Origin of the sequence: Arenibacter troitsensis (assembly GCF_900177645.1) — a bacterium.
Taxonomy (GTDB): Bacteria; Bacteroidota; Bacteroidia; order Flavobacteriales; family Flavobacteriaceae; genus Arenibacter; species Arenibacter troitsensis.
Window position 1 is genome coordinate 431,633 of the sequence record NZ_FXAO01000003.1, and the last position, 13,679, is coordinate 445,311.

Consider the following 13,679-nt stretch of genomic DNA (forward strand, 5'->3'; position numbering starts at 1 on the left):
AAATATAAAAGGTTAGGTTTAAATCCTATGCCGCTAAGTTGTAAATTCGAACTTAATAAACTTCAACCGAGGTCAATGAATTTTTTAGCACACCTATATCTATCTTTTGAAGACGACCAGATCACTATCGGAAATTTTATAGCAGACAGTATACGTGGCAATAAATACAAGCACCTTCCAGAAAAAATTCAAAAGGGAATAGTGCTGCACCGCGCTATAGATACTTTTACGGACAAGCACCCAATTGTAAGGCAGAGCACCAAGCGCTTACATGGAAACTACAGTCATTACAGTGGTGTAATTGTAGATATTTTCTATGACCATTTTCTGGCCAAGAATTGGTCGGATTATGCCAATACCCCATTGCCCCACTTTGTGGACAATTTTTATGATCTCTTGGAAAACCATTATGATATACTACCTATAGGCGTAAAGCGCATGATGCCCTATATGATTGCTGATAATTGGATATTGAATTATGCCAAAATGGAAGGAATTTCCAGAGTTTTGAATGGCATGAATAGGCGGACCCAAAATAAATCCAAAATGAATTTTGCCATTTTGGACCTGGAGGAACATTATACCGATTTTGAGAAGGAATTCACCAATTTTTTTGAAGAACTGATCGTATTTTCCAAACAGAAATATCTCTCCTTGCGATAAATATCAAGAATTGCATAGTAAACCCAAGTCGCATAACATCCTGATATGCGTACAAATGCTGGAAAGCTAGGTTGAGATGCCTACCTGAATAAGCTTCAACTTCTTCAATAACCCGGGTCCGTTTCCCAACATCTTTTTAGCCGTTTATGTTTTGGTAAACCTGTGGTGAATAAATTTAATTATTATCGGAATTGCCCAGTGGATTAATGGTTATCCGCAATTTTAAATCGGTTTGTAGCTTAAAATTTATTTTTAATGGGAATATGACTATCTTTTTGAAAAAATTACACGCTATGATCCGCATTACTGGTTTCTTGTTTGGAATACTCCTATTTATCAATTGCAGGAACATACCCGAACCCATACCTACTGGCTTAGTTACTGAAAAGGCAATGGTTGTCTCTGCCAGAGTGGAGGCCTCCAAAATTGGATCGGACATCCTCCAAAACGGAGGGAATGCCTTTGATGCCATGATTGCTACGGAACTGGCTCTTGCCGTATCCTATCCCTATGCCGGAAATATCGGCGGTGGCGGATTTATGGTCTATAGGAAAGCCAACGGGGAAACAGGAGGTTTGGACTACCGTGAAAAAGCGCCTTTGGCAGCACATGCCGATATGTATTTGGATTCCTTAGGAAATGTTATTCCGGGAAAAAGTACATTGGGAGCAACGGCCGTAGGAGTTCCGGGCACTGTGGCCGGTGTAATAGCAGTCCACGAAAAATTTGGATCATTGCCCTTAAAAGAAATCATGGCGCCTGTTATTGCGCTGGCTTTAAAAGGTGTAGTTGTTACCGAAAAGCAAGCCAAAAGATTGGAAAACTATCGCGACATTTTTATGGAAGTGAATAGTGATACGACTTTTTTTGCAACTGTTTACAAGACAGGCGATACCATAAAATACCCCGCTTTGGCAAATACCCTTCAAAAAATTTCAGATCAGGGAAAAGATGGATTTTACAGAGGGGAAGTTGCAGAAAAATTAGCCAATTTTATTCAAGCCAAAGGCGGTTACCTTACTATTGAAGATCTTGAAAAATATGAAGCCAAATGGAGATCTCCAATCACATTCGATTATAAGGATCTAAAAATCATATCCATGAGCCCCCCCAGCAGTGGAGGCTTTACCATAAATCAAATTTTTAAGATGATGGAGCCCTATGACCTATCCGACTATGGGCACAATTCGGTTAAATCCATCCAATTGTTTACGGAGGCTGCACGTAGGGCCTATGCCGATAGAAACTACTTTCTGGGCGACCCGGATTTTGTAGAAATCCCTTTAAAGGAACTTTTGTCGGACCAATACCTACAAGAAAGAATGCAAAATTTTTCCTTTGACAAGGCTACCAAATCCTCTGAAGTATCCCATGGGGAGGTACAAGTGGTGGAAAGCGATCAAACCACCCACTACTCTATTGTAGATTCTTTCGGGAATGCCATTGCGGCCACAACCACCATTAATGGAGGTTACGGTTCCAAACTCTTCTCGGATGAACTTGGGTTCTTTCTGAATAATGAAATGGACGATTTTAGTGCCAAACCAGGGGTTCCCAATATGTTTGGTCTTGTTGGGGCCGAGGCCAATAGCATTGCTGCAGAAAAGCGCATGCTAAGCAGTATGACCCCCACCATTGTAGAAAAAAACGGGTCATTATGGATGGTGGTAGGGACTCCTGGTGGGTCCACGATAATTACTGCCGTGGCTCAGACCATTCTAAATTGCTACGAATTTAATATGAGCATGCAGGATGCGGTAAACGCTCCCCGTTTTCACCATCAATGGCTACCCGATGCCATCATTTTTGAACCGGAAGGGTTTGAGACAAGCTTACTCACCGCCCTGAAAAACAAAGGATACCTCATTAATGAGGAAAACACCCCTGTTATAGGTAAGGTAGATGCCATTAAGATATTGCCAAACGGTACACTTGAAGGGGGTGCCGATAAGCGTGGGGACGATACCGCCGTAGGATTTTAGGCAAAACCGTAGGTTGTATCCGCCCAATTTGTATATTAGGTGCACTGGATGCATTGCGAACCCCTAAAAACCGAATCTAATTGATCAAAAAAAAAGGCAAAATAGTACTTGGAATATTGCTGCTGTTATTCACTTTGGGCGCTATTCTCTATGCTATTTACAACGAACCCCTGCCTACGGGTATCAAAAGCCAAAATGCCGATGCCTTGGCCATGAAAATGCTGACCTCCCTCAATTATAAAACCTATAAGGACACCCGTTTCCTGGAATGGTCTTTTGCTAATGGCACACACCATTATCGGTGGGATAAGGAAGTAGATACCGTTCTTGTTGCTTGGAGCGATTATCAGGTGCATCTTAATCTAAAGATGCCCTCAAAGAGTTCGGTGGCCAAGGATAAGACATCCCTTGAAGGGAAAGAAAAGGAAAAGCTTATTAAGAAGGCCATCTCTTTTTTCAACAATGACTCTTTTTGGTTGGTTGCCCCATACAAGATTTTTGATTCCGGTACCGAAAGAAGTGTAGTATCCTTAAAAGATGGCTCACAAGCATTATTGGTCACCTACACCAGCGGTGGCGACACACCGGGCGATTCCTATTTATGGAAATTACAGCCGAACGGCTTCCCCATTAGCTTTAGGATGTGGGTGAGCATAATCCCAATCGGCGGTCTTGAAGCTAGTTGGGACGAATGGCAGGTTACGGAAAGCGGTGCTTTTTTACCCATTAAACATAGTATTGGCCCGATTACTTTGGATATGGGGGATGTGAGGGGATATAATTAGTGGGCAGTGGGCAGTTTCTTCAGTCATAAGCCTTTATGCAATAGGCGATAGTGGATTACCACAGTGAACAATTAGCAATAAGAAATTTTAACATAAGAAGTAAAATAGTATTGAGTGATTAGTATTGAGAATCTAGAAAATAGAATTAAGAGTCTATTTTCTAGGCTTTAGGCTCTTGGAAATATAGTTGTCAGTCCAAGCACATCCCGATAAATATCAGGTGAGAACTACATGAAAAACAAGGTCCAAAGTCGAAAAATCAAGGGCTAGTTTCAAAACCAACTGTGTGCGACTTCTCGTCGTCCCGAAAAAGGAACTCAGTAGAAGTGACTAGAATGTTCGTTAGAGCGTGCCTGCCGAAAGACGGAGTCGCTAACTACTTCATTGCAAATTGACCAAAGGCTCCCCTCTTGGAACGAAGAGAGGAATGAATTCTGCGCCATTTTGTGCGAAAGAAAGGGGAGTTGGAAGCCCTAACTTTCACTTATTCTCCGTCTTCTGTCTATTTTTCCAAGGATTGGGATTTCAAAACCCTCCGTCTTCGCTTATGGCGAAGCCACCTCCCTTCGACTGAAGGGAGGAGCTTTTCATGTTTCGTCACTTCGAGCTTGCCCAGCCCTCAAGGGGGGCCTGCCCTGCCTTCAGGCGGGTGATTTTATGAAGCGCAGCGCAATAAAATTGTATCGAGAAGTAGACGAACAACACCAAAGCAGTTCTCGATACTAAATGCCTATAGGCATTTCACTCGAACTGACGACAGAATCAAGAACATAGAAATTCAAAAGTTTTCGACTCTGGACGGTCTCTTTATTCTTTACTCTTTTTCCTATAGACTCTGTCTTTTACCTTTTGGCTATTACGTCATTGCAAGTTGACCTCTTATAGAACCATTCCCCCAAACCAAAAAGTCACCAACAGACCTTTGCAAATCTTATTGGTGACTTTTAGCTTATAAGGCTGTGGGCACCCCCCTATTTAAAATCGGGCCAATACTCCTTTACCTTCTTTCTTAAAAAGGCCACACTGCGTTCCAATTGATCCATTCCGTCCACTCCATCCTCGATACTGATCCAGCCATCAAAACCAACTCTTTTCAGTTCCTTGAAAATGGCATCATAATCGTTTAGGCCTTTCCCTATCTCACCATGGCTCAATCTTTTGGCATAGCCCATGGCACCACCCTCTTCCTTGCGCAGATCTTCGATAGTACCTTCTTTCAGATAACGGTCGCTGGCATGCATGGTCACCACCCGATCGGAAACCCGATATAGGAGTTCCAAGGGATCTTCCCCTGCCAAAAAGGTATTGCTGGGATCGTAATTGACCCCAAAATTAGGATGGTGGATACGATCGACCAACATACAAAAAATGTCCATTTGCTGGGCAAATTCGGGATACTCCCAGAAATCATCCTTATAGTGGTTTTCCAATATTAGGGTTACCCCCAACCTTTCCGCATGGGGAAGGCATTCTTTAATGCAATCCGCAGCAAATCCAACACCTTCCTCTATGGTCAGTTCTGGACGACGCTGTCCGGACAATACCCTACAATAGGATCCGCCCAGGGCATGGGTCATTTCTATCCATCCTATTTGCTTTTTAATTTCCTTTTCCCGAAAAGCGGCATCAGGATGCGTAAAATCTGGGGAACAGCACAGCATGGGTATTGTTTTTCCATGACGCTCCACCTGTTCCCTAAAAATGGGCCAGTTGGATTTGTCGGCCATCTCCAAAAAACCGGCATACCATTCCAATCCGTCTACCTCTAGCTCAACGGCCAAGTCGATCCATTCGGAAACCTTCATGGTTCCATCCTTACAAAGTTCATGCATAAATGCTTTGGGAAATACTGCTAATTGTGGCAAATCTTTATTCTTTTATTGTTATTAAATTATTTCTCTTTGTGGGAACCTTCCCAGTTCTTGGGGAGGTTACGCCCTATTATTGGAAACTGTTCCAAGTCCATTACCTGGGAACTTACAGGACCGCATTCATCGGAGAGCCAATAGAGGCAGGCCGCTGCTATTTCCTCCGGGGTAAAAATTCGTTGCGCAGGCGCAAAAATGTCCGGTATATCCTTGTACCAATCCGCTTTCATTCCCTGCTCCTTCTTGTTCAATATTTCTTTTTCCGTGAGTACCCAACCTGGATTGATCTGGTTTACGCGTACCCCATTCTCCCTAAACAAACTGTCGCCCAGATTCCTCGTCATGGTCATCAAGGCCCCTTTGGACATGCTATAGGCCAAGAGATCGGGTTCCCCGCCCCAGGCATTGATAGAGCCAATATTGAGTACACAGCCACGAACCGTTGACAAATGTGGTAAGGCCGCTTGAATGATCATCAGCGGAGCAATGGAATTCACGGCCAACATCCGCTTAATAAAAGGGACCTCGGTGCTCGTTATATTGGAGGAAGCAATATAGGCGGCATTGTTTACAACAGCGTTCAATTTTCCAAACTTGGAAATGGCTTTTTTTACCAATAACTGCGGTGCACCTTCCTCCGTAATATCTGTGGTAATGTGAGCTGCGGCATCAGCCCCCAATTCCTGAACGAGTGCCAAGCCTATTTCCTCATCCAATCCGTTGACGACTACTTTCGCCCCTTCCTGTACGCAACGCTTGGCTACGGCCTTACCAATACCCGTATAGCCACCTGTTATTAATACTACTTTATCTTTTAAACGCATAGACCCTAACTTGGTTTTAATACACTTTTCACCACCTTACCGGAATGCATTTGATCGAAAGCCTCGTGCCAATCCTTCAATTCCCAGACCCCACCAATTATTGGCTTTACGTCCAAAGTACCCGAAGCCAAAAGCGATAGCACTTTTTCCCATATAGGCCAGTTATGGCTAAAGCTACCTTGTAGGGTAACATTTTTTTGTACCAAAGGATCCAAGGAAAAGTTTAAGGGTTGAGGGCCCCACCCAACCTTGGTAATATGTCCGTTGGGACGTACCAATTGCAAGGCAATCTTCAAGGTGGCACTGGCTCCTGCGGCATCAATCACACAATCTACCCCCAATCCGTCCTGCTTATTGGCCCATGCACTGGCATCGCCCACTATGCCTTCACAGCCGTATTGCTGTGCAATATTCAATCTTTCCCTATCGGCCTCCAATCCAACTATGGCCACCTCAGCGCCACATAAACGAGCCACGGCGGCACAAAGGATACCAATGGTACCAGGTCCAAGTACAATGACCCTATCCCCTGGCTTAATCTTTGAATTCATTACCACAGCATTATAGGCTACGGAACAGGGTTCGGTTAGACAGGCCTGTTCAAAAGGCAAGTTTTCCGGTACCGCGTGCAGACATCTGGCAGGCACCTTAACAAAACGGGTCATGGCACCATTTACCCCATACCCAAATCCTTTTCTTGTGGGATCCAGGTTGTATAGGCCCTGTCTTGTAAGCGGACTGTTCAGATCTATTATTGCAGCGGTCTCGCTAACTACCCTATCGCCTTCCTTCCAGCCGCTTACCTTTTGCCCCAATGCCGCAATATGACCGCCAAACTCGTGCCCAAGGACCACGGGATAATTCACGGGCCAACTATGGTCTGAAGTCCATTGGTGAAGATCACTTCCGCACACCCCAACGTTGGCCACTTCCAACAACACATCATCTTCGCCAATGATCGGCTTTTCTATTTCCCTAATTTCAACACTTCCTGGCTCGGAAGAGAAATTTACTACTCCTATTGAACTCATTTAATTGATTATTTTTATTTCGTATTTATTAATTAGCGTGTTACTTCCCCGTAGGCATGAATCTTTTCACAGATAAGTCGCAACGAACTTTCCAGGTCGCCATCGGCAGTCTTAAAAGAATCCGCATCAATGGTCAAGGGTGCTCCCAAAACTACCATTGGCGCTCCATATTCCGGGCAGCGTATGGCCTGTTCCAAGGTAAGGCCGCCCACGGCCTGTACGGGTACCTTTACAGCATTGACCACCTCGCGAAGTTGATCCATCGGACTTGGCATTTTTAAGCCTTGGGCTGCAATTCCACGACGTTCGTCATAACCTATATGATGTATTATATAATCGCAGCCAAGGTCTTCCAACCATTTGGCCCCTGCCACCATATCCGGGCATCCTAAATTATCGCCCATAACCTTAACCCCGTAATCTTTTCCGGCCTGTACCACCACTTTTATAGTTTCTGCATGTGCCCTGGCCATTACCACTACATGGGTCGCTCCTGCCTTCGCCATCATTTCGGCCTCCAAATATCCCCCATCCATTGTCTTAAGGTCTGCTACTATAGGTATCATGGGAAACGCCTCCCTTAATTTCCGAACCCCGTGCAAACCTTCCGCCAAAATAAGGGGGGTGCCTGCCTCAAGCCAGTCTACCCCTGCTCGCAATGCCATGGCGGCCGTTTCCAAAGCTTCATCAATATTGGTAAGGTCAAGTGAAATTTGTACAATTGGTTTCATAAATGGTCAATAAATATTTAATTATTATAAGGTTGTTTTATTTCATTTAAGGCAAGCTGAAATTGATTAAAAACACCAGAAAAAGGTTTATAAAAAGCAGTGATTTTTTTGGGCTTCAGCGTCAATCCAAAGATAAAGAATCGCAATACATAAAATTTATCAATTATAAATCCAATATTACCCTTTTATCATTATTCATGGCTTCTATTGCCCTTATTAGCAATAAACACAACCTATGATTACCATTCCTATTATTGTCTTTCAAATTCTTGGAAGAACTATTATTATTGCAAAAGATAAATATTAATTAATACCAATTTAGGAACCGTAACATTTTCTACTGTTATTTGGACGGGAATACCCCCAACCACCCAACAAATTATAAGTGCAACATTCCAATAACCATGATTTACAGATTAGCCATAAAATGACCTTATTAAGAAATAGACCATCCAACTTACTTATTACCTTCTTTTTCTATAGTTTCACGGGATTCCTATTTGCCCAGGAAAATTCCCGGTCCCCAATAGACTCCTTACCCTTGAACACCTTGGAGGAGGTAGTGGTTACAGCAAACAGATATGGAACCTTACAACAGAAGACCCCGGAAGCCATTGAGGTTGTCCACAACCATTCCATCGAAAAATATCAATTGCGTACCGCTCCGGAGGCATTGTTATTGGCTCCTGGGGTTTTTGTACAGAAAACCAACCATGGCGGGGGTTCTCCCTTTATAAGGGGATTAACGGGGAACCAAACCCTCTTGCTATATGACGGTATCCGCCTAAATAATGCCACAGTTAGATCGGGACCCAACCAGTACTTTAATACTATTGATGTGTTCAGCCTGGGTAAAATGGAGGTTTTACGCGGAAGTGGGTCTGTACAATATGGTTCCGATGCTGTTGGGGGCACCATCCAGGCCTTGAGCAAAGAGGTGGAAACCGCGGAAAAGTCGGTTTGGGGTACGGATCTTTATACTCGATTTGTAACACAGGACATGGAACAGACGGCCAATGCGGCCTTAAAATATGGCGATAAAAGAATGGCTTTCAGGGCCAATGCCACATGGCGTAATTTTGGAGACCTTGTGGGAGGTGATACCACAGGACAACAAACCCCAACCGGCTACCGGGAATTGGATTTCGACCTCAAGGGAAAAATACTGCTATCGGACCGGTCCAACCTTACTACAGTATACCAACGTGTGCATCAAAAAGACGTTCCCGTTTACCATAAGGTAGCCTTGGAGGATTATGCCATAAATAAGATGGATCCCCAAAAAAGGGAACTGGCCTATGTGAGGCTCCACCAAGCTCTGGAGAACAATATCTTTAAGACTGCGGTGGTCACCGCTTCCTACCAGCATCATGAAGAAGGGCGGATGTTGCAAAAAAATGGTTCAACAATTCTACGTACCGAAAATGACAAGGTGAGGACCTATGGATTTTCGGCCGAAACCTTTTCCAGTCATGGAAAAGTATGGTCGGCCAATAGTGGATTTGAAATCTATAACGACATGGTAAAAAGTAGTCGCACAGACAAGGATCTGACCACCGATTCCGAAACGGCACAACGCGGATTATATCCCGATGGGGCCACCATGACCAGTATTGCCGCTTTCAGCATGCACACCCTAAGTAAGGAGCAATGGGAAATTACGGCAGGTTTACGGTACAACACCTTCATTAACAAGGTGTCCGATTCGGTTTTGGGAGCCACCAAACTTACTCCCACGGCATTGGTCGGAAATTTGGCCGTGCTGCGAAAATTGAATGGGACCTCCAATGTCTTTGCTTCCATCAATACAGGTTTTAGGGCTCCCAACATTAATGATCTTGGATCCTTGGGCATTGTTGATTTCAGGTACGAAACACCCAATTTCGATTTAAAACCGGAACATTCCCTGCAATATCAGCTGGGCTACAAATTTCGTAATCGCGTCGTGAAGGCCGAAATATTTTTATATCGCAATGAATTGTACGATTTAATTGTGCGCAACAGAATAGCTGGCGACAGCATTGAAGGTTATCCCGTTTATCAAAAGAAAAATGTGGAACGCGGCTTTATACAAGGAGCCGAAATGGGATTGGACCTAAACTTGAATCCGAATTGGAACCTGGCCGGAAACTTAACCTACACCTATGGCCAAAATAAAACCAGTGATGAACCGGCACGTCGGATCCCGCCCTTATTCGGCCGATTGGCCACATCTTACGCCATAAAAAATTGGAACCTCAATGCAGATTGGCTCTTGGCCGGCAAACAGGATCGTTTGGCGTCCGGGGATATAGATGACAATAGAATCCCTGATGGGGGTACGCCCGGTTGGAACGTTCTTAATGTTCATGGCAGTTATTCCTTTAATTGCATCACTATTGCCGTTGGACTTCAGAACGTATTCAATAAAGATTACAGATACCATGGCTCTGGCGTTAATGGTTATGGCAGGTCTGGGGTGCTGTCGGTTTCTGCGAGGTTGTAGTGGCCATCAATCATGTAATATGAGTGTTACTTTTTTTAAGACGCCCTAAAAGTCCTCCCCCTAACCCCCTCCCAAGGAGGGGGAATAAATATTGTACCGCCAAAAACGGATTGCCGTGTTACGACTGCCTAGCCGTCAGGAAGGCTTGAAGTGACTGTTGGAGTGCTGGATTTATCTAGCATCGTCAGTTCGAAGACTTCTCGATACAATTTTGCTCTACTTCGTTTTGCAAAACCACCCGCCTTACGGCCGGGCGGGCTCGAAGTGACAGCTGTAGTCCTAGATTTGACAATTAGAGATTCGCAGGCAGAATTTTAAAAGAGATTTGTCATTGCGAGGAGTGATAGCGAAGAAGCAATCTCTGCAAGGTAATGAACAGATTGCCGCGCTCCGCCCGCCTGACGGCAAGGCAGGCTCGCAATGACGTCAGTTAATAATATTGAACTAACAAACTTTTGCCTTTTGGCTAATGCCCTCTAGCTGAAAAGCACTAAAATCTATTAACTGATTAATGCCTACTCCGCATCCGCCTTGTTCTCATAATGGTTTACCCTGGCATCGTCCTCGTCATCCATAGGGGGTCCTTGTTCTATTTTGCGCCAATCAATTGTTTTATTGTACTTCTTCATGGAGAGTTCGGCATTGTACATACGTTCATCATGGCGTTCCAAAGTATAGGGTGTGAAGTCGGGCTCGGAGGTGAAAAAATCCTGTAACAAAGAAGCCGTAACATCAAACTGATTCACATAGGGTACATTCAATATGTTGTACATGGTCTTTAACAGTGCCCCAAAATTGGCATGGGTGTGGGAAACATATCCCTTTTTTACATAAGGGCCTGCCATCATAAGAATGGACCTATGGGCGTCTACATGATCTACACCTCCTTGGGGATCGTCCTCGGTGATGATGACCAACATATTCTTCCAATATTTGGTCCTGGATAGAAAATGCAATACCCTGCCTACCGCCAGGTCATTATCTACCATAAAGGATTGTGGGTAAGGATAACCGTCCTCCGGACGTATTCTTGCCCCGTGATCGTTGGGCAACATCATGGTCACCAATTGTGGCATTTCTTCCTCCCCTTCAATCCATTTTTCTGTAAACTCCCTTTCAAATTGATCCATTCTATATTGATCGGGAATATTCATATTGTACCCGGCATAATCATGACTGGTCCTTGTAAAAAGTGCCTTTTGCATAGGCACCATCACCCCATGGGCAGCGCCCGTATTGGTATCATACCATTCTTCGCGTACATGTGCCGTTTCGTTGGCCTGTCCAAAATTGTAAAAAGATACCTTTTCCCTATCCAGGGCTTCCCAAAGTCCGCCAATCTCCGCATAATCCTCGGGGTCTACACTCCCGATCGTTCCAGGATGACGACGTCCCGGAGCGTCCGAGAATATTTTCGCGGTCTTGCTTACACTGGCGTTGGCCTCTACCCACTCGTTAGGAATAACACCTACCAACCAATGATGGCCATGAACCGAAGCATCGCTATCGCAATAGTAGTTATCCGAATAGGCAAATTGTTTTGCTGCCTTATGGTGGTTGGGAGAAATACGCAGTTGGGGAAATTGTGCCTGAAGCGAATCGGGCAAGGTATAGGTATTATTAACCCCATAACGGGCCAAGGTACTATCTCCCCTTCCATTTTTGAGCTGTCCAAAAACCTCATCGTAGGTCCTGTTCTCCTTGGTAATATACACCACATGTTTAATAGGGCTCTGACGCAATTTTGGCAAGGGAGGCAAGGGATTGGTACCGTCATCGGTCATGGTGCTTTCCCTAAAGGTATTGTCAATAGACATTTTAGTGTACTCGGCAAGCCTTTCATCGGTTGGCATGGCTACCCTTTGAAAACTCCCCAATTGAATATCCCCTATGTAATCGCCCTGTGGGGGTTCTACAAAGTCCTTTCCTCCATTGGGTCCGGCCCCAAGGCCTCTACAGGTAATGATATAAATGTTCTTTTCATCTTTGGACAATTCCACCCTTGTAGGTCCCCAACCACTGGGAATAAGCCCTTTGGTAGTTTGGGAAGGAATATCTATTACGGCCACCGCATTGAACCCTAACAAGGCCACGTACAATGTTTTCTCGGCTTTATCCATGGTGATACCAAAGGGTAAAAGTCCACGGTATTTGTCTATTCGCGGATCTACTTTAATGGGTATATGACCAACAATCTCTTGGCTTAAATGATCAATGATGGTGATATTATCGTTGGTGGCATTGGTAATATAGGCGAATTGTTTTCCTACGGCAATGGAATTTGGACTAGCTCCCCCAACCACTTCCGCATCTTCCACGGTCTGTCCTATTTGGTGCCCTGTCTTAAATTTTTTGATCACCTTGTTCATGTCCAGATCTATAGTAAAGACACTCATGGCATCCGGATGCAACGGACTCCCCACACCAGGGATTTTACGACCTTCTACTACGGTACCTTCTATGGACTCTTTGGTGTTGTCCCCATAGGGGTGATGGGAAATCATTAAGGAATCGTAATTGGCAGGTGTGGCGCCCTCTATTAAGGGATAGGAATACACGCCAACATTGGCCACAAAGGCCTGCTTTTTATCCGGACTAATGGCCAAGCCAAAAGGTTGTCTCCCTACATTGACGCTCCCCTTTATTTTTTTGGTTTCCAAATCGATACGTACCAGTCTAAAATTGCCGCGATCCAACACCAACAATTCGTTCTCGGCTTCATTGATCCGTAGATCTGAAGTAAAACTATCCTGATAATCCTCCCCATCAACAATCCCATTTAAGGAAATGGAATCCACTTTTGCAAGGTTCTCCACATCGTATTGTATCACTGCTCCCGTATCTCCCCCACTTAAATATACCGTTTTGGAATCCTGGGCAAATTCAACCCCCAAAAAAGAACCTTTGGCCAAAGGTGACGGTATGCTGCCATCATAACTTGGAATTCTGACCGACTCCAGGGAGGCAACATCTATAACCGTAAAAACCCCATTGTGCAGCGTAACCGCCTTGCTCCCATCCGGTGAAACGGCCATCCCAAAAGGATCATGGGTAATCCGCAATTTATCCCCTACTGGAGTTACATACCTCCCACTGGCCAAAATGGATATTCCATTTTCATCAATTACACTGTACTGATCTTTACCAGGAACCTGTAAAATTGAAATGCTGTTTTGACGCGAATTACAAGAAATAAAAACTGAAATTAATAGGAAGGGAATTAGCCGATTCATTGTGATGGATTTATGAATTGAATGGATACAATTATTATTAAAAACTAATATTACGCATTTTCGTCCAAAGGAAAATG

General features: G+C 44.3%; 9 protein-coding genes. 4 read left to right on the forward strand and 5 right to left on the reverse strand.

All coding sequences use genetic code 11. From position 1 onward, the window contains the following. The first annotated feature begins 75 nt into the window (after window positions 1-75). The 3 genes from B9Y87_RS08990 (at window position 76) to B9Y87_RS09000 (ending at window position 3,430) form a co-directional block, all read left to right on the forward strand. Complete coding sequence (locus B9Y87_RS08990; protein ID WP_085498235.1) at window positions 76-663, forward strand: acyl carrier protein phosphodiesterase; 588 nt, start codon at window positions 76-78, stop codon at window positions 661-663. Between the two features lie 293 nt (window positions 664-956). Then, window positions 957-2,645: a gamma-glutamyltransferase gene (ggt, locus tag B9Y87_RS08995; protein ID WP_139827195.1), complete on the forward strand. Its 1,689-nt coding sequence runs from the start codon at window positions 957-959 to the stop codon at window positions 2,643-2,645. An 80-nt stretch (window positions 2,646-2,725) separates the two neighbouring features. After that, entirely contained in the window at window positions 2,726-3,430 is a 705-nt protein-coding gene (locus B9Y87_RS09000) for a hypothetical protein (RefSeq protein ID WP_139827196.1), read from the forward strand. Between the two features lie 971 nt (window positions 3,431-4,401). Here B9Y87_RS09000 and B9Y87_RS09005 read toward each other — a convergent pair. Genes B9Y87_RS09005 through B9Y87_RS09020 form a run of 4 tightly spaced genes read right to left on the reverse strand, consistent with a single transcriptional unit; the run spans window position 4,402 to window position 7,884 of the window. After that, on the reverse strand, window positions 4,402-5,295 hold the full coding sequence (locus B9Y87_RS09005; RefSeq protein WP_085498237.1) for a sugar phosphate isomerase/epimerase family protein: 894 nt from the start codon (window positions 5,293-5,295) through the stop codon (window positions 4,402-4,404). A gap of 26 nt (window positions 5,296-5,321) precedes the next feature. Next, complete coding sequence (locus B9Y87_RS09010; RefSeq protein WP_085498239.1) at window positions 5,322-6,122, reverse strand: SDR family NAD(P)-dependent oxidoreductase; 801 nt, start codon at window positions 6,120-6,122, stop codon at window positions 5,322-5,324. A gap of 5 nt (window positions 6,123-6,127) precedes the next feature. After that, window positions 6,128-7,153 (reverse strand): zinc-binding dehydrogenase, encoded by a 1,026-nt coding sequence (locus tag B9Y87_RS09015; RefSeq protein WP_085498240.1) that lies wholly within the window; start codon window positions 7,151-7,153, stop codon window positions 6,128-6,130. 32 nt (window positions 7,154-7,185) lie between these two features. Then, entirely contained in the window at window positions 7,186-7,884 is a 699-nt protein-coding gene (locus tag B9Y87_RS09020) for an orotidine 5'-phosphate decarboxylase / HUMPS family protein (RefSeq protein ID WP_085498242.1), read from the reverse strand. A 427-nt stretch (window positions 7,885-8,311) separates the two neighbouring features. On the opposite strand from B9Y87_RS09020, the gene B9Y87_RS09025 reads away from it, so the two are divergent. After that, a complete protein-coding gene (locus B9Y87_RS09025; protein ID WP_085498243.1) occupies window positions 8,312-10,369 on the forward strand; it encodes a TonB-dependent receptor plug domain-containing protein in 2,058 nt (685 codons plus the stop codon). A 515-nt stretch (window positions 10,370-10,884) separates the two neighbouring features. Here B9Y87_RS09025 and B9Y87_RS09030 read toward each other — a convergent pair. Beyond that, window positions 10,885-13,602, reverse strand: a complete 2,718-nt coding sequence (locus B9Y87_RS09030) for a bifunctional YncE family protein/alkaline phosphatase family protein (protein ID WP_085498245.1) — start codon at window positions 13,600-13,602, stop codon at window positions 10,885-10,887. Between the last annotated feature and the right edge of the window lie 77 nt (window positions 13,603-13,679).